Annotated in this window: 11 protein-coding genes; 9 read left to right on the top strand and 2 right to left on the bottom strand. The window is 59.8% G+C overall.

What is annotated here, in order from left to right:
* The first annotated feature begins 261 nt into the window (after nt 1-261).
* The 3 genes from LF252_RS18310 (at nt 262) to LF252_RS18300 (ending at nt 3,621) form a co-directional block, all read left to right on the top strand.
* The gene (locus LF252_RS18310; protein WP_226271042.1) at nt 262-1,296 is read left to right on the top strand and encodes a glycoside hydrolase family 43 protein; all 1,035 of its coding nucleotides are present in this window, start codon (nt 262-264) and stop codon (nt 1,294-1,296) included.
* A 52-nt stretch (nt 1,297-1,348) separates the two neighbouring features.
* Complete coding sequence (locus LF252_RS18305) at nt 1,349-2,446, top strand: glycoside hydrolase 5 family protein (protein ID WP_226271041.1); 1,098 nt, start codon at nt 1,349-1,351, stop codon at nt 2,444-2,446.
* Between the two features lie 116 nt (nt 2,447-2,562).
* On the top strand, nt 2,563-3,621 hold the full coding sequence (locus LF252_RS18300; RefSeq protein WP_226271040.1) for a glycoside hydrolase family 43 protein: 1,059 nt from the start codon (nt 2,563-2,565) through the stop codon (nt 3,619-3,621).
* Between the two features lie 106 nt (nt 3,622-3,727).
* Here the strand turns inward: LF252_RS18300 and LF252_RS18295 are convergent, their stop codons facing one another.
* Complete coding sequence (locus LF252_RS18295) at nt 3,728-4,780, bottom strand: UDP-glucose--hexose-1-phosphate uridylyltransferase (RefSeq protein ID WP_226271039.1); 1,053 nt, start codon at nt 4,778-4,780, stop codon at nt 3,728-3,730.
* Between the two features lie 180 nt (nt 4,781-4,960).
* Nucleotides 4,961-6,127, bottom strand: coding sequence for a galactokinase (galK, locus tag LF252_RS18290; RefSeq protein ID WP_226271038.1), 1,167 nt, complete (start codon nt 6,125-6,127; stop codon nt 4,961-4,963).
* Nucleotides 6,128-6,570: 443 nt separating this feature from the next.
* On the opposite strand from galK, the gene LF252_RS18285 reads away from it, so the two are divergent.
* The 6 genes from LF252_RS18285 to LF252_RS18260 all read left to right on the top strand — a co-directional run bounded on the left by LF252_RS18285 (nt 6,571) and on the right by LF252_RS18260 (nt 17,143).
* On the top strand, nt 6,571-9,657 hold the full coding sequence (locus LF252_RS18285) for a SusC/RagA family TonB-linked outer membrane protein (protein WP_226271037.1): 3,087 nt from the start codon (nt 6,571-6,573) through the stop codon (nt 9,655-9,657).
* 41 nt (nt 9,658-9,698) lie between these two features.
* The gene (locus LF252_RS18280; RefSeq protein ID WP_226271036.1) at nt 9,699-11,246 is read left to right on the top strand and encodes a RagB/SusD family nutrient uptake outer membrane protein; all 1,548 of its coding nucleotides are present in this window, start codon (nt 9,699-9,701) and stop codon (nt 11,244-11,246) included.
* Between the two features lie 166 nt (nt 11,247-11,412).
* Nucleotides 11,413-12,474 carry a glycoside hydrolase family 43 protein gene (locus LF252_RS18275; protein ID WP_226271035.1) on the top strand — a complete coding sequence of 354 codons (1,062 nt, stop codon included), beginning with the start codon at nt 11,413-11,415 and terminating at the stop codon, nt 12,472-12,474.
* A gap of 38 nt (nt 12,475-12,512) precedes the next feature.
* Nucleotides 12,513-14,135: a family 43 glycosylhydrolase gene (locus LF252_RS18270; protein WP_226271034.1), complete on the top strand. Its 1,623-nt coding sequence runs from the start codon at nt 12,513-12,515 to the stop codon at nt 14,133-14,135.
* Between the two features lie 183 nt (nt 14,136-14,318).
* Nucleotides 14,319-15,368, top strand: a complete 1,050-nt coding sequence (locus tag LF252_RS18265; protein ID WP_226271033.1) for an aldose epimerase family protein — start codon at nt 14,319-14,321, stop codon at nt 15,366-15,368.
* Nucleotides 15,369-15,436: 68 nt separating this feature from the next.
* Nucleotides 15,437-17,143: a sodium:solute symporter family transporter gene (locus LF252_RS18260; RefSeq protein WP_226271032.1), complete on the top strand. Its 1,707-nt coding sequence runs from the start codon at nt 15,437-15,439 to the stop codon at nt 17,141-17,143.
* Nucleotides 17,144-17,237: the final 94 nt, after the last annotated feature.

Genomic DNA, 17,237 nt, shown 5'->3' with positions numbered 1-17,237 from the left:
GGTGTGCACTATGTCAATTGGAGCTGCTGTGGCCAGCTATATGTGTGGTGACACAAGCCTTTTTAATTACCTGAGCATAGACAGGGAGTGGTTTACCCGTGGATGAAGGTACGGGCTTACAGCCCAGCTGCACGGCAACAAGTTTTGCAAACGTTTGCAGAAATGTTGCTGCAAGTCCTTCCCTATGTTAGTAGCTTAAGCGGAGGCACAGGCGTAGAGATACTCAAACAGATTGTGTTCAACAGATACCAGTTTCCCCTAATGAACAGGCGGTTCGTGTTGCGGATGGTGTACCTGGTCTGGGCCTATGGCTTCGCCTCTTTTTCCTCACTGGAGGCTCAACCACGTGCACAGGCCACTTTTCAGAACCCGTTGCGCAACGATGGACCAGACCCTTGGGTAACCCGGCACGGAGGTTACTACTATTACACCAACACTACAGGCAGAAACCTGACACTCTGGAAAACCAGTGCCCTGAGCGACGTACGGAATGCGCCTGCCGCCGTGGTGTGGACGCCCCCGGCCAGTGGACCTAATTCCGCCGAACTATGGGCACCCGAACTGCACCGGTTGGATGGAAAATGGTACCTCTATTATACCGCCACCGATAAGGCCAGTCCCGGCGACAATGCGCGCTACGTATTTGTGCTGGAAAATTCTGCCGCCGACCCAACGACTGGCACCTGGACCGATAAAGGCCGCGTAAACACCAAGTACACCGGCCTTGATGGTTCCGTGTTTGAGCACGATGGGAAGCGGTATTTTCTATACTCGGCGTACGTAGGGGCCCAGAGTGTGCTGGCCATTGCGCCTCTATTGACCCCCTGGACAGTACAGGCTGGTAAGGAAGTAGTTATTGCCCGGCCTACGTTAAAGTGGGAGCAAGGGGGTGGCCGCCAGATTCTGGAAGGACCGGAATTTCTGCTGGGCCGCAGGGGGCAGTTGCTGGTGGTGTACTCGGCCAGTGCCTGCTGGGATGATAACTATTGCCTCGGAATGCTCACGGCCCCCAAAGGCGCCGACCCCTTACAGGCCGAATCTTGGACCAAAACACCTACGCCCGTATTCAAGCCTTCGGCCCAAAATGGCGTGTGGGGTACCGGGCACAACTGCTTTACTACCTCCCCAGATGGCCGGGAAAACTGGCTGGTGTACCATGCCAAAACAGCCGCTGACGGCAAGTGCGCGGGCCGTAGCGCCCGTATGCAGCGGTTTGGCTGGAAGCCCGATGGCACACCCGACTTCGGCGTGCCGGTATCCTTGAGTCAGCCCCAGCCTAAACCCTCAGGCGAGTAATCCTGCCCGCTGCTAACAAACGCCCTTCTCACCTTTCCTTCCTTTCTGTTCTATGAAAAAACTGCTCTTTGCCTTGGTGCTGTTGGCTGCAACTACCACCGGTACACTTGCTCAAAAAACCAAAATCAAAACCAAGGGCGCGGCGGCATCCGCTGTCCAGGGGCAGCGCTGGACGGTAGAACAGGCCAACACCTGGTACAAGCAGCACCGCTGGATGTCGGGGGCCAACTTCACGCCCAGCACGGCTATCAACCAGTTGGAAATGTGGCAGGCCGATACCTTCGACCCCGCTACTATCGACAAAGAGCTGGGGTGGGCTGAGGCAATTGGGTTTAATACCATGCGCGTATTCCTGCACAGCCTGGCCTGGCAGCAAGACCCCCAGGGCTTCAAAAAACGAGTAGGCGAGTACCTGACTATTGCTGATAAGCACCACATTCAAACGATGCTGGTGTTTTTTGATGACTGCTGGGACGAAACACCAAAACCCGGTAAGCAGCCGGCTCCTAAGCCCGGCATTCATAACTCGGGCTGGGTACAGGACCCCGGCGACCCTACCTCCCGCGACTCCGCCAGCTTTGTGAAGCTGAAACCCTACGTGCAGGACGTGCTGCGCAGCTTCGCTACTGATAGGCGCATTCTGCTGTGGGACCTGTATAATGAGCCCGGTAACAAGGGGGAGGGCAATGCCTCGTTGCCGCTGCTACGCAATGTATTTGCCTGGGCACGGGAGGTAAACCCTAGCCAGCCGCTCAGCGCGGGGCTTTGGAACTGGGGCTTGGTGGAGCTGAATACATTTCAGGCAATGAACTCCGATATCGTCACCTACCACAACTACGACGACGTACCCACGCATGAACGGGTAATTGAACTGCTCAAAACGCACAACCGGCCCCTCATCTGCACGGAATACATGGCCCGGCCGCGCAACTCGCGCTTCGTCAACATCATGCCTTTGCTAAAGAAGTACAACATTGGAGCTATCAATTGGGGCCTGGTAGACGGCAAAACCAACACCAAATACCAATGGGATGTGCCTATTCAGGATGGTGGCGAGCCGGGCGAGTGGTTTCATGAGGTGTTCCGGAAAGACGGCACGGCCTACCACCAGGATGAGGCCGACTTCATTCGCAAAATGAACGGAAAATAGCGCTGCTGCCAGATGGCTCCACACTTGAACACTAGAGCTACTGCTTCCCCCTTCCGGCCAGTGCCCGCACTGCAGGGCGCGTCAGCAACCATAGCCCCATCTGTCTTTTTGCTCTCATGAAATATTGCTACCCATTGCTGGTTGCCCTGCTGCTATTGGGCTGTGCCCGCGCGCCCCGGCAGCCTGCCTCCGACGAAGCGGCTACTTTCACCAACCCGCTGCTGCCAGCCGGCGCCGACCCCTGGACCATTCACCACAACGGCTATTACTACTACACCCACACCACCGGCCGCAACATTACGCTCTGGAAAACCCCCTCGTTGAGCCAGTTGCGCACCGCTCCCAGCAAAGTAGTGTGGACGCCCCCAGCCGCCGGGCCCAACTCCCGCGAAATATGGGCCCCCGAACTGCACCGCATTCAGGGCAAGTGGTACCTCTACTACGCAGCCGATGCCGGCCGCAACCCCGACCACCGGCTTTGGGTGCTCGAAAACAGCGCTGCTGACCCCCTGGAAGGCACCTGGGAAGATAAAGGCCAGATAACCGATGCCACGAACAAATGGGCCATCGATGGTTCCGTGTTCGAAAACCGGGGGCAGCTGTATTTCATTTGGTCGGGGTGGGAGGGAGACCAGAATGGTCGTCAGGATATCTACCTGGCCCGCATGAAAAACCCCTGGACCATTGACGGGCCACGGGTGCGGGTGTCAACTCCTACGTACACCTGGGAGCGGAATGGCGACCTGAACAACCCCAACGACCCGCCCCACGTGGATGTGAACGAAGGTCCTGAAGTACTCCGCCACGCCGGTAAGCTCTACCTGATTTATTCGGCCAGTGGCTGCTGGACTGACACCTACGCCCTCGGTATGCTCACCGCCTCCGACAAGGCAAACCTGCTGCAGCCCAGCTCCTGGCAAAAGTCGCCGGAGCCCGTATTCCAGCAGAATGCGGCCAACAAAGTGTATGCACCCGGCCACAACAGCTTTTTTAAATCACCCGACGGGACGCAGGACTGGATTCTGTACCATGCCAATGATGAGCCCGGGCAAGGCTGTGGGCGTTTCCGAACGCCACGGGCCCAACTGTTTACCTGGAATGCCGATGGTACCCCCAATTTTGGAGTACCCGTGGCCGTAGGTCAGCCGCTGGCCCGCCCTTCGGGAGAGAAATAACAACGGTCCTTCGCCGTAATCAAAAAAGCTCGTAGTGCTCAGCTACGGGCTTTTTGGTTGCGGCGAAGAGCTGTATTTCAGCGGGCTACTTTACCTGCACCACGAGCTACTGGCGGGCGGCTTTATAGTGCGTGGTGGGCAGCTCGCGCAGGCGCTGGGCGGCGGCTTCGGGGGTGATGTCGCGCTGGGTGTTGCCGAGCAGCTCGTAGCCCACCATGAACTTGCGTACGGTGGCCGAGCGCAGCAGCGGGGGGTAGAAGTGCATGTGCAGGTGCCAGGCCTCGTGCGCCTGCCCGTCAGTAGGGCGCTGGTGCAGGCCGGCGGAGTAGGGGAAGGAGGTTTGGAACAGGTTGTCGTAGCGGATGGTGAGCTGGCGGACCATATCCGCCAAGGCGTCCTTTTCCTCGTCGGTGAGTTGGGTCAGGTCCTGCACGTGGCGGCGGGGCAGCACCAGCGTCTCGAAGGGCCAGATGGCCCAGTAGGGCACCACCGTCACCCAGTGCGCGTTTGCCAGCACCACGCGCTGCTGCTGCTCGAGCTCCAGGGCCAGGTAATCGGCAAGCAGGCTGCGGCCGTGTTGCTGGAAGTAGGCTTCTTGCTGCTGGGTTTCCTTGGCCGGCTCACCGGGCACGGTGCGCTGGGCCCAGATCTGGCCGTGGGGGTGGGGGTTGGAGCAACCCATCACCTGGCCCTTGTTCTCGAATATCTGCACGTAGTTGATGTCCGGGCGGGCCCCCAGCTCCTGGAACTGCGCGGTCCACACGTCCACCACCCCGCGAATAGCCGCCGGGCTCATTTCGGGCAGGGTTAAATCGTGACGGGGCGAGAAGCAGATGACCCGGCCCACCCCCGATTCGGCCTCGGCCCGCAAGAGCCCGCCAATGTTGACCTCGCCCACGGGTGTATCGGCCAGCAGGGCGGCAAAGTCGTTGTCGAAGACGAAGGTGCCGGTGTAGGCGGGGTTTACTTCCCCGTTGGCGCGCACGTTGCCGGGGCAGAGGTAGCAGGTGGGGTCGTGGGCGGGGCGGGGGGCCTCGTCGGTGGCCTCCTGCTGGCCCTGCCAGGGGCGTTTGGAGCGGTGCGGGGAAACCAGCAGCCACTCGCCGGTGAGCGGGTTGTAGCGGCGGTGCGGGTGTTCGGTCAGGTCGAAAGCGGGCATGCGGATGGTGACAAGTAGTCGACGATAAAACGGGAGCACGTGAGCCGGAGGTCAGGCGCAACGCATGGTTGCGGTACCGTTGACCAGCAGACTCACGTGCCAAAAGCATCCTCCCTGCATAACCCGGCCCCTTTCCGGTCCCGCATTCCCACGTGCAAGAAGCAGAGAGGATGTAGGACGTTACTGCAGCACCAAGGCTGGCACCACATCCACGCCGCTCACAATGGTTGTGCAGTACATGTCGAGGGACAGGCCCAGCTGCTGCTGATACCGCGCGGCCATGTGTTGGCAAAACTCATCTACCGCTTCCGTCGCTACCAGGTTGATCGTGCAGCCCCCAAAGCCGCCGCCCATCATGCGAGCCCCAAATACACCGGGTAAGGAGCGCGCGGCCTCTACCAGTACATCCAATTCGGGGCAGCTTACTTCATACAAGTCTCGCAAGCCGGCGTGGGAGCCGTACATCTGCTGGCCAAAGGCGGGCAGATCGTGTTCTGCCAGGTACTTGCACGCGGCCTCCACCCGCAGGTTTTCCTCCACCACATAGCGGCAGCGGCGGTACAGCACGTCGCCTAATTCCTGCTGGTGAGCTTCTAGCTGCGTCAGGGTAGCATCGCGCAGGCTCAGGACTTGCGGGTAGTAGCGGCGCAGGATGGCTACCCCTTGCTCACACTCCTGACGACGGGTATTGTACTCGGAGCTGGCCAAGGAATGCTTGACGCCGGAGTTGCACAGCACAATGCGGCAGGCATCCGTATCGAAGGGAAAATATGCGTATTCCAGGGAGCGACAGTCGAGGCGCACTACCTGGCCGGCTTTGCCAAACAGGCTGGCAAACTGGTCCATAATACCGCATTGCACCCCCGCGTAAGCGTGCTCGGCCTGTTGGCTAAGGTGGGCCAGCTCCATGCGGCCCAGCCCGGCGTGCAGGAGGGTATTCAACGCCAGTGCGAGGCCACACTCCACAGCCGCCGATGATGAGAGGCCGGCCCCCATCGGCACATTGCCGCCAAATACGCAGTCGAAGCCCGGCACAACGATGCCCCGCTGTTGAAACCCAGCTACTACCCCCTTCAGATAGTTCGCCCACAGTACAGTGCCGGGCTGCAGCTGTGCAAGGGCAAACTCCTGCCGTTCCTGCTTATCGTAGGAATATAGCCGCACGGTATCAAGGCCGTTGAGAGCTACTGCGAAGTAGATTTCCTTATCGACGGCGGCGGGTAGCACGTAGCCGCCGTTGTAGTCTGTGTGTTCCCCGATCAGGTTTACGCGGCCCGGTGCCCGGACTAGCAATGGCACAGATGAAAATATCTGTTGGAAAGCAGAAGCTACGGCGGAAGCTGACATAGACGTGGTAAATCAAGAAGCGGACGCACAAATGAAGCAAATTAGTGCAAACGTTTGCAAATTCATGTTCAACTATTTTTCTGTAACAGTTCAGCTTCGGCTCTCTGGCTGGGCAACCGGCGCACCCTTAAAACTGACTGGAACCTCAGCAGTAGTGAGTGACTCATTACTTTTAATATAAAAATATTTATTAGTGTTTCTTGACAAAGGGATAATAACTACTTAACCTTACGCAACAATTCGGTACAGAGGAGCAGGTATAGCTGTACTCACCTCCCGTTGCCTCCTCTTTTTATTCTTGGCGGCCTGGTAACACTTTGCTATCAGGCTTTTCTTCAGAACTGCTCTGCAAACGTTTGCAATGGTGAATGAAATGCAAACGTTTGCTTCGGAGCAGAACAATTAAGTGTCCCACTGTACATCCTACCCAACTGCTCCTTTCCATGAAACGAATGGTACCCCACCCACACCACCTGTTGCTCCCGGCCCTGCTCGGGTGCTTGCCGCTGCTGGCCGCCGCTGCCCCCGAGGTTCCTGCCTCGCCCGCTACCACCACTGCCCGCGTTGCCGCCACCGTAACGGGCCGTATTACGGATGAAAAGGGGCAGGGAATGCCCGGGGTGACGGTGCTGGAAAAAGGCACGTCCAATGGCGTGACCACCGACAGTGACGGCCGCTACAGCCTTACGGTAGCCGACAATGCAACGCTGGTTTTCTCCTTTGTTGGCTATACTACCCAGGAAGTGCCGGTAAACGGCCGCAGCACCGTGGATGTGCGCCTGGATGTGGATAGCAAAGTGCTGAACGACGTGGTAGTAGTAGGCTACCTGACCCAAAAGCGGGAGGATGTAACCGGCTCCGTGGCCAGCGTAAGCGGCCGGGACGCCCAAAAAGCCCCCGTGGCCACCATTGCCGAAGGCATTCAGGGGCGCTTGCCGGGTGTGCAGGTTGTCAACTCGGGCGTGCCGGGCCAGGCACCTTTGATAAACATTCGGGGCTTGGGCTCGTTAGGCGGCAGCAGCAGCCCCCTCTACATTATTGATGGGCTGTGGGTAGATAACATCCGGGACTTTAACACCGCCGATGCCGAGTCGATTCAGGTATTGAAGGATGGGGCTTCCCTGGCACCGTACGGTTCGCGCGGGGCCAACGGGGTAATCATTATTACCACCAAAAAGGGTAAATCGGGCACGCCGGCTATTAGCTTCAATGCCTACAGCGGGGTGCAGAAAATCAACAAGACCTACGACCTGATGAACGCCCAGGAATGGGCCGTTATCAACCGCCAGGCCTACGAAAACGCCGGGCGCCCGGTGCAGCCGTTTGTGGCCAACCCCAACGGGGTGGATACCGACTGGCAGAAAGAGCTGATTCGGACGGGGCGGGTAGAGGATTACAACCTGAGCTTCTCGGGCGGTGGCCCCAACTCCAATTTCCTGCTGTCGGGCGAGTATTTCAACCAGAAGGGCACCACCGTGGGCCCCAAGTTTGAACGCTACAGCGTGCGTCTGAACTCGGGCTTTAACCGGGGCCGCCTGCGCGTGGGCGAAAACCTGCAGCTGGCCCGTACCAACTCCACGGCCATCAACGGGCTGCCATTCCTAGATGTGCTGCGCATGCTGCCGGTTATTCCGGTGTATGATGCCGCTAACCCCGGCGGGTTTGGCTTCGGCAACAACAACGCCAGCACCTTCGGCACCAATCCCATTGCCCTGCAGAAACTGCTGAACAACACCTCCGAAAACAATCGGATTCAGGGCAACGTGTACGGGGAGCTGGATATATTCAGCTTCCTGCGCTACCGCCTCAACCTGGGCACCGAGTACCTGGCCTACCATGACCGGGAAAAGCGCCAGTACGGGCAGTGGCGCCAGAACGACCCCCTGAACCCCTCGTACTACGCCGAGAACCAGGGCAACCGCTTCTTCACGATGGTGGAGAACACCTTGTCCTTTGATAAGAGCTTCGGCCAGAACAACGTGACGGCCGTGGCCGGCTACACCGAGCAGCACCAAACCGACGATTTCACCCGGGGCCGCAACAACGACTACGGCACCGGCCCGGTGTACTATTGGGCCCTAGATGCCGGCAGCAGCGCCCCGCAGGTGGTAGGTTCTTCTTACACTTACAACAAACGCTCCTACCTAGGGCAAGTCACCTACGACTACGACCAGCGCTACCTGCTCACTGGCGCTGTCCGCCGCGACGGATCTTCGCGCTTCAGCCCCGAAAACCGCTACGGCACGTTCTACGCGGCTTCGGCCGGCTGGCGCATTTCCGAGGAAGCCTTCTTCGCCAACATGGCCGATAAGGTGAGCAACCTGAAGCTGCGTGCCAGCTACGGCGTGCTTGGCAACGAGCAAATTGGCGGACCCTACGGTGGCGCGTACCGCTGGCAGGGCGTAGTGAACCCCAACGTGAACTACCCATTTGGGGGCGACAATACCCAGAACGGTAGCGTACAAACGCAACTGCCCAGCACCGATATAGCCTGGGAGGAGCGCCGTACGGCTAACTTCGGCTTTGATCTGGGGCTGCTGCAGGACCGCATCACGCTGTCGGCTGACTACTACCGCTCCGAAACGCGCAATGCACTGGTAGACCCCGCTATTCCAATTGTGCTGGGCAACGCGGGCAGCAACCCGTACCAGCGCATTGGCCGCATTCAGAACCGGGGACTGGAACTGGTAGTCGGCTACAACGAAAACCGCAGCGCCTTCAAATACAGTGTTACCGGCAACCTGACCACTATCAAGAATGAGGTAACGCGCCTGAGCAATACCGAGCGTCAGAACTTCTTTGTGGGTGGCCCCGGCGAATCGACCCGCACAGAGGTGGGCTACGAACTGGGCTCCTTCTACCTGTATCAGTTTGACGGTATTTTCCAGACCGGCGACAATATAGCCGGCAGCGCCCAGCCCAATGCCCAGCCCGGCGACGTACGTTACAAGGACATCAACAACGATGGCCAGATTACGGCCGCTGACCGCACGCATATCGGGCGGGTGTTTCCCAAAATCCAGTACGGCCTGAACCTGTCGGCCAGCTACAAAGGCCTGGATCTGTCGGCCTTCTTCCAGGGCGTGCAGGGCAACGATATTCTGAATACCGGCCGCTATTGGCTGGACCGTACCGACGACAACGGCAACTACCGCAAGGATTTCAGCCCCTGGACGCCTTCTAACCCCTCTACTACCACGCCCCGCGCCATTATTGCCGGTGGGGGCGGACAGGCCGGCGAAGCCGCCATCAACAACTCCCGCCTCAACTCCTCGCGGTGGCTGGAGGACGGCTCCTACCTGCGCCTGAAAAACCTACAGATTGGCTATACGATTCCGAAAACCCTAACGGAGCGGGTGAAAGGCGTGGGCAGCCTGCGCGTGTATGTAACGGCGCAGAACCTGTTTACCGTGACCGACTACACCGGCTACGACCCCGAAGTAGTAAACGGCAACCTCTCCCGCGGCGTGGATGAGGGCAGCTACCCCAACCTGCGCACCGTGTCGCTGGGCCTGCAGCTGGGCTTGTAGTAGCCACCGTTTCTTCCCCAACCTTCCCATCTGATATTCCCATGAAACTACATACACTTCGCTTTGCCGCTCTGGCCAGCAGCCTGCTGCTAACGACGGCCTGCGACAAGGATTTTCTCGACCAGGTTAACCCCAACCAGCCCACAACGGAGTCCTTCTGGAAAACCGAGGGTGATGCCATTAAGGGTATTAACGCTTGCTACAGTGGCCTGCAGCAGTTGGGCACGTACCGGCGCTGGCTGCACTTCGCCTACGATTTGCGCTCCGACGACAGCTTTAGCCAGAGCCCTTGGGGCGAGCTGGCCGACTTTACGCGCTTCGTGCAGGCTAACTACGATTTTGAGGTGTCGCAGAACCTATGGCGGGACCATTACCGGGCCATCTGGCGCACCAACCAAGTGCTGGCCAACGTGCCCGGCATTCAGATGAGCGAAACCCTGAAGAAGCGGGTGCTGGCTGAAGCCAAATTCCTGCGGGCTCTGTATTATTACAACCTGGTTACGCTGTACGGCAACGTGCCGCTGGCCCTCAAGCCCTCGGACCCCGCCAACCTGCCACCTCAAGTTACCGAGGCGCAGGTATGGGCCCAGATTGTGCAGGACCTGCAGGAAGCCAAGCCCGATTTGTCGGACACCTACGGCGGTAACGACACGGGCCGCGCTACCAAAGGAGCCGCTACCACGCTGCTGGGCAAAGCCTACATGCAACAGCGGCAGTGGGCGCAGGCCTCGGCGCAGCTGGCCGAGGTTATCAGCTCGAACCGCTACCGGCTCACTACCAACTATACCGATAACTTCCGGCACACCACGGAAAACAACGCGGAATCCATCTTTGAAGTCCAGTTTTCGGATGCGAAGCTGGGCGGCAACGACGGCGACGACGCTACCTCCTCGGAAGGCGGCCAACGCTCCCAGTTCTGGGGCGTGCCCGGCGCTGGCTTTGTGGATGGAGAGGTGCGGCCCTGGGTGGTAAATGAGTTTCTGCAGGAGCCCACTACCACCGGGGCCCGCGACCCACGCCTGGCCGCTACCGTGTTTTACAACCGCCGCCAGTTTACCACTACGCTGCCCGTTGATGGCGACACGCTGGTGTATGGCACCGGCTTCCTGCGCCGCTTCCGCGGCAATGCCCGCGACCTGAGCCGGGTGTACTGGCGCAAGTACCAAACCGACTACTACCGCACGTTCGAGAATTTCGACTCGCCCATCAACCACCGGGTGATGCGCTACGCCGATGTGCTGCTATTGCAGGCCGAGGCCCTTAACGAGCAAGGCCAGACCAGCGCCGCCGTACCGCTCATCAACCAGGTACGCAGCCGGGCCGGGCTGGCGCCGCTCACGGCTGGCAGCTTCACGCAGGTAACCTTGCGCACCCAGCTGATGCACGAGCGGGTAACGGAGCTGACGGGGGAAGGCCAGCGCTTTTTCGACCTGAAGCGCTGGGGCCTGCTGGATGAACAAGCGGGTATTGACCAGCTGAAAACCCGGGACTCTGATTTCAATAACTTCCGCTTGAACCGCTCCCGTTTGCTGCCCATTCCGCAGACGGAAATCGACCTGGCCCGCTACCAGCAGAACCCCGGCTGGTAACCACTGTGTGAGTACCTGAAAATAGAGCCGTTCCGGCCTTGTGTCGGAGCGGCTCTTCTTTGCTGGAAGTGGTAAGTTAGCTCCCGGCCTGTGTCTACCCTTTTGCCAGTATCTTATAGCTTCTATTTATACCCTAGTTCTCCTTCCTAAGCTTTCCGCTCTACTCATGACCTGGTATTCCGCCCGATTTCTGCCCCTGGCCCTGCTGACGCTCACGCTGGCCTGTAACAGTGGTTCCTCACCTGCCCCTACGCCGCCGCCACCCACTACCCCCACTGCTACCACGTTCACCAACCCGCTGTTGAGCGTGGGGCCCGATCCTTGGGTGTACCGCAAGGACAACCTGTACTACTACATGAGCACGACCGGCGGCAACATCGTTATCCGCAAAACGGCCAAAATAACGGAACTGGCCTCGGCGGTAAGCACGGTGGTATGGACGCCCCAGCAAGCCGGCATCAACCAGCGCGACCTGTGGGCTCCGGAGCTACACTTCTTTGATGGGAAGTGGTACATCTACTATTCTGCCGACCCCTTCTGCTGCGCCGGCCACCGCGTGCACGTGCTGGAAAATGAAGCGGCTGACCCCACTACCGGCACCTGGACCTACCGGGGCCGCATTGCTAACCCCAACTCCGACCTGTGGGCCATTGACGGCACAGTACTGGAGCAGAATGGCAAGCGGTACCTCATCTGGTCGGGGCACCAGGTGGAAAGCAGCGGCACGCAGCGGCTCTACATCTCGGAAATGAGCAACCCCTGGACGCTGGTTGGCCCGCGCGTGGAACTCTCGCACCCTGAGTACGACTGGGAAACGATGGGGGAGCCGGACGTGAACGAGGGGCCGGAGATTTTGAAGCACGGCGACAAAACCTTCCTCGTGTACTCGGCCAGCCACTGCAGCACCGATGATTACGCCTTGGGCATGCTCACGGCCAGCAGCACCGCCGACCCTATGCAGCTCAGCTCCTGGACCAAATCAACCAAACCCGTTTTTACCAAGAATACGGCGGGCCAGGCGTATGGGCCCGGCCACAACGGCTTCTTTAAATCGCCGGATGGTACGGAGGACTGGATTATCTACCACGCCAACCCGCTAACCGGCCAGGGCTGCGGTGATAACCGGAGCCCCCGCATCCAGAAATTCACGTGGAAAGCCGACGGTACGCCCGATTTCGGCACGCCCGTAGCCCTGGGCACCAAGCTTACCAAGCCCTCGGGCGAGTAAGCCCGACCCGTCTTTCTGTTCACATCCTTCCGCGTATCGTGCATTTCTCTCTGCTCCGCCGGGTTGCCGGCTTTACCAGTTTTCTGAGCCTGGGCCTGCTGGCTGCCTGCCACCAGCCCGCCGCTACCACCCGCGCGAGTGACGCGGGCCGCCCCAACAACTCGGCAACTGCCGCTGCAACGGTGCCAGCTGTTGGGGCTAACCCCATCCTGCCCGGCGACTTTCCCGACCCCTCTGTGGTGAAGGTGGGCAACACCTATTGGGCCACTGCCACCAGCTCCAACTGGGGCCCCGCGTTTCCGCTGCTGCGCTCCACCAACCTGGGCAGCTGGGAATTGATAGGGCACGTGTTTCCCGATAAGTTACCCGCCTGGGCCGATTACTACTTCTGGGCCCCTGAAATCAGTCAGGAAGGCAAGAAAACCTACGTGTACTACACTGCGCACAAGCGGGGTGGCAACCTGGCCGTGGGCGTTGCCAGCGCCGACCGGCCCGAAGGCCCTTACACGGACCACGGCCCCCTGGTAGGCCAGCCTGATGGCTCCATTGATGGGTTTCCGATGCGCGACGAGAAAGAGCAGTTGTATCTTATCTGGAAAGAAGATGGGAATAGCATCAACCAGCCCACGCCCATCTGGGCCCAGCCCATCAATGAAAACCGCACGGCGTTGATAGGGGAGAAGCGGGAGCTGTTTCGCAACGACCCTGCTACCTGGGAAGGCAACTTGGTAGAGGGGGTGGCCATGGTGCAGCACGGGGGCTACTTCTATGCTTTTTATGCCGGCGCCGGATGCTGCGGTGGCGGGTGCACCTATGCTACCGGCGTGGCCCGGGCCAAAAGCCTGCTGGGACCTTGGGAAAAATACGCCCGTAACCCTGTGCTCACCTCCAACGATGCCTGGAAATGTCCCGGCCACGGCACGGTGGTTGAGCACCAGGGCCGCTCGTTTCTGCTGCACCACGCCTACGCAACCAATAGTCAGCAATATGTGGGCCGGCAAGGCGTATTGAGCGAGTTTACCTGGACGGCCGATGGCTGGCCCGAGTTCCGGGGCGGAAGTAAGCCTGTGGCGCCCATTGCACCCGTCGCGCAGTCATTCACCGATGAATTCAGTAGTCAGAAGCTGCAGCCGGTGTGGCAGTGGCCCGTGGAGCAGCGCCCCACGGTAACGTTACGGGGTGGGCAACTGCACCTGCAAGCCCGTCCTGACCACGCGGGGGCCGCGCTGGGCCATAGCACCACTGCCCCCAACTACACGGCTACTACCACCTTGCTCACCCCGGCGAGCCTGCCGGCGGGCAGCCACGCCGGGCTGGCCGCCCACGGCGACCCTGACAACGTGCTGGCCATAGTAGCCGGCGGCAATAAGGTAATGGTAGTGCAGGTTCAGAAGGGCCAATCCACTACGTTAGGGGAAGCGCCCTTGCCGGCTGCTAAAGCGGTGCAGCTCCGGGTACAGGCCCGGCAGGGCAATAAGTTTACGTTTGCCTGGAGCTCCGACAACGGCACTACCTGGCAGTCGTTGCCTGCCGGGGGCACTGCGGTAGATGGCAGCTTCCTGCCACCCTGGGACCGAGGCGTGCGGGTAGGAGTGCTGGCCCACGGCCCCGCCTCGGCTACGGCCGTGTTTGAGCGGTTTGCGCTGACGGACACGCGTTGATATCTCCAGCCAAAGGGTTCCTGATTTCCTTCTCTTCCTTTTCATTCGCAGTATTTTATGACGTTTCCTGTGTGCCGGAGTCTTGTGCTGGCTGGACTGGCCCTGTCGGCTTGCTCCTCACCCTCTACTCCCGCTGGCCAATCTGAGGCCCCTTCTTCCTCTGCTTCTTCCGATTCTGTGGCTATGAAACCAACTGCCAGCTCGTTCGGTCGCCTGCCCGATGGCACGGACGTTCAGCTCTATACGCTCACCAACGCCCACGGGCTCAAAGCCACCATCAGCACCTACGGCGGCACCGTCACCAGCCTACTGGTGCCTGATAAAGCCGGGCAGCTCGGCGACATGGTGCTGGGCTTCGACAGCCTGGCCGGCTACCAGAGCCCCGAATACCGGAAATCCGGTCCTTACTTCGGGGCCCTGATTGGGCGCTACGGCAACCGCATTGCCAAGGGCCGCTTCACGCTCGACGGCAAAGAGTACACGCTGGCCACCAACAACGGGCCCAATCACCTGCACGGGGGCCTGAAGGGTTTCGACAAAGTAGTGTGGCAGGCCCAGCCCGGCTCCTCGGCCCAGGGGCAGACGCTCACGCTCACTTACCGCAGCAAGGATGGGGAAGAGGGCTACCCCGGCAACCTCAATGTGACGGTGGTCTACACGCTGACCCCGGACGATGCGCTGCAGATTGACTACGCGGCCACCACCGATAAGGCCACGCCCGTGAACCTCACGAACCACAGCTATTTCAACCTGAGTGGGGGCAAAGATGTGCTGGGCCACGAGGTCACCCTCCCGGCTGACCGCTACACGGTGGTGGATGCCAGTCTGATTCCGACCGGGGAGCTGCGCCCGGTAAAGGGCACGCCCTTCGACTTCACCTCAGCCCATACCATTGGCGAGCGGATAGCGCAGGTGCCCGGCGGCTACGACCACAACTGGGTACTCACCCAGACCGACGGCCTGCACGAGGCGGCCACGGTGTACGAGTCCACCACGGGCCGCACCATGACGGTGCGCACCACCGAGCCGGGCCTGCAGTTCTACACCGGCAACTTTCTGGACGGCAGCCTGAAGGGCAAGGGCGGCAAGGTGTACGGGAAGCACGCGGGCTTCTGCCTGGAAACCCAGCACTTCCCCGATTCGCCCAACCAGCCCGCCTTCCCCAGCACCATCCTGCAGCCCGGCCAGACGCTGCGCTCCACCACCAGCTACACCTTCGGCGTGCGCAAGTAAGCCATACGGGCTGTTGCGGGCTCATCAATCAGCCGTACCTTGCTTACTACGCGTTCAACCCCCCTTGCATGAATTCACTTAACGCACTTGACCTGGCGGTCTTCCTGTTTTACCTGGTGGGCGTGTCCTGCTACGGCTACTACATCTACCGGCGGAAACAAAGCTCCCAACTCTCCACCAAAGACTACTTTCTGGCCGAAGGTTCGCTCACGTGGTGGGCTATTGGGGCCTCGATGATTGCCTCCAACATTTCGGCCGAGCAGTTTATTGGAGCTTCCGGGGCCGGCTTCTCGCAAGGGCTGGCGGTAGCTGCCTACGAGTGGGTAGCGGCACTGGTGCTGGTATTTGTGGCTGTGTATTTCATGCCCATTTACCTGCGGCAGAAGATTTATACCATGCCGCAGTTTCTGGAGCAGCGCTACAACGCCACGCTCAGCCTGATCATGAGTATTTTCTGGCTGTTCCTGTACGTGCTGGTCAACCTCACGGTGATTCTGTACCTGGGGGCGCTGGCCATCAACAACCTAGTGGGCAGCCCCGACGGTAGTTCCTTTCATTTGATTCTGATTGGCCTGGCCGTGTTTGCGCTCTTCATCACGCTGGGCGGCATGAAAGTGGTGGGCTACACCGACGTGGTGCAGGTAACGGTGCTGCTGCTGGGCGGGCTGGCTACCAGCTACCTGGCTTTGGTGCTGGTAAGTCAGAAGTTTGGCCTCGGCAATAGCGCAGTGGCCGGTTTCCAGCAGCTGCTGCATTCCGCCGACGACCATTTTCACATGATTTTCGCCAAGCCCACGCCCAACTCCAGCCAGGAATACATCAGCAAATACCTGGCCTTGCCGGGGCTGGCCATGTATGCCGGTGGGCAGTGGGTAGCCAACCTCAATTACTGGGGCTGCAACCAGTACATTACCCAGCGCGCCCTGGGGGCCGATTTGAACACGGCCCGCACCGGTATCCTGTTTGCGGCTTTGCTGAAGCTGATTATGCCGCTGGTAGTAGTGCTGCCCGGTATTGCGGCCTATGTACTGCACCAGCAGGGCGCGCTGCAGCAGGAAATGAGTGCCGGCGGCTCGCTCAACCCCGACAACGCCTACTCGGCTATTCTCACTTTCCTGCCCAACGGCCTCAAAGGCCTGAGCCTGGCGGCTCTCACGGCGGCCATTGTGGCCTCCCTGGCCGGCAAGGCTAACTCCATCTCCACCATTTTCACCCTCGATATCTACAAACGTTACCTGGATAAAGAGGCGGACGAACAGAAGCTGGTGCGCGTGGGCCGCCTGACCATTCTGCTGGCAATGGTGCTGGCTGTGGCCTTCACCTGGAAAGATTTGCTGGGCATCAGCGGGGCCGGGGGCTTCACGTACGTGCAGAAATACACGGGCTATATCTCGCCCGGCATTGTGGCCGTATTCCTGCTGGGTATGTTCTGGAAGCGGACTACGGCCACTGCGGCCGTAATTGGCGTACTGGCGGGTTTCGGCTTCTCTCTGCTGTTCAATGACTTTGCACCCCGCTTGTTTGGCAATGAAACGCTGCTGTATTCGGCTTTCCCCAACGCGAATGGCGTGTACGAGGTGCCCTTTTTGGTGAGCATGGGCTGGTCGTTTTTCCTGACGGCCCTGCTGATGATAGTGGTCAGCCTGGCCGGGCCGGCCATCAACCCCAACGCCATTTCCCTGCCCACCGGTCTGTTCCGCACCACGCCCAAGCAGCAGGCCCTCATTGTGCTGATTGTGCTGCTGATTTCGGCTCTGTACATTAAATTTTGGTAGTAAGTAACGTGTCATTGCAAGCCGACGGCGACGCACTCCTTCCCGTTCAGAGGTAGAAGCCTTGAAAAAATGAAAAGCCCCTGACGCCTAATTC

Source organism: Hymenobacter pini, from assembly GCF_020421205.1.
GTDB lineage: Bacteria > Bacteroidota > Bacteroidia > Cytophagales > Hymenobacteraceae > Hymenobacter > Hymenobacter pini.
This window is presented reverse-complemented; position numbering and strand designations above follow the sequence as displayed.

Excerpts from the sequence above, each read along its gene's own strand:
- LF252_RS18310 (WP_226271042.1), top strand. The coding sequence starts at position 262 with ATGAACAGGCGGTTCGTGTTGCGGATGGTGTACCTGGTCTGGGCCTAT.
- LF252_RS18305 (WP_226271041.1), top strand. The coding sequence starts at position 1,349 with ATGAAAAAACTGCTCTTTGCCTTGGTGCTGTTGGCTGCAACTACCACC.
- LF252_RS18300 (WP_226271040.1), top strand. The coding sequence starts at position 2,563 with ATGAAATATTGCTACCCATTGCTGGTTGCCCTGCTGCTATTGGGCTGT.
- LF252_RS18295 (WP_226271039.1), bottom strand. The coding sequence starts at position 4,780 with ATGCCCGCTTTCGACCTGACCGAACACCCGCACCGCCGCTACAACCCG.
- galK (WP_226271038.1), bottom strand. The coding sequence starts at position 6,127 with ATGTCAGCTTCCGCCGTAGCTTCTGCTTTCCAACAGATATTTTCATCT.
- LF252_RS18285 (WP_226271037.1), top strand. The coding sequence starts at position 6,571 with ATGAAACGAATGGTACCCCACCCACACCACCTGTTGCTCCCGGCCCTG.
- LF252_RS18280 (WP_226271036.1), top strand. The coding sequence starts at position 9,699 with ATGAAACTACATACACTTCGCTTTGCCGCTCTGGCCAGCAGCCTGCTG.
- LF252_RS18275 (WP_226271035.1), top strand. The coding sequence starts at position 11,413 with ATGACCTGGTATTCCGCCCGATTTCTGCCCCTGGCCCTGCTGACGCTC.
- LF252_RS18265 (WP_226271033.1), top strand. The coding sequence starts at position 14,319 with ATGAAACCAACTGCCAGCTCGTTCGGTCGCCTGCCCGATGGCACGGAC.
- LF252_RS18260 (WP_226271032.1), top strand. The coding sequence starts at position 15,437 with ATGAATTCACTTAACGCACTTGACCTGGCGGTCTTCCTGTTTTACCTG.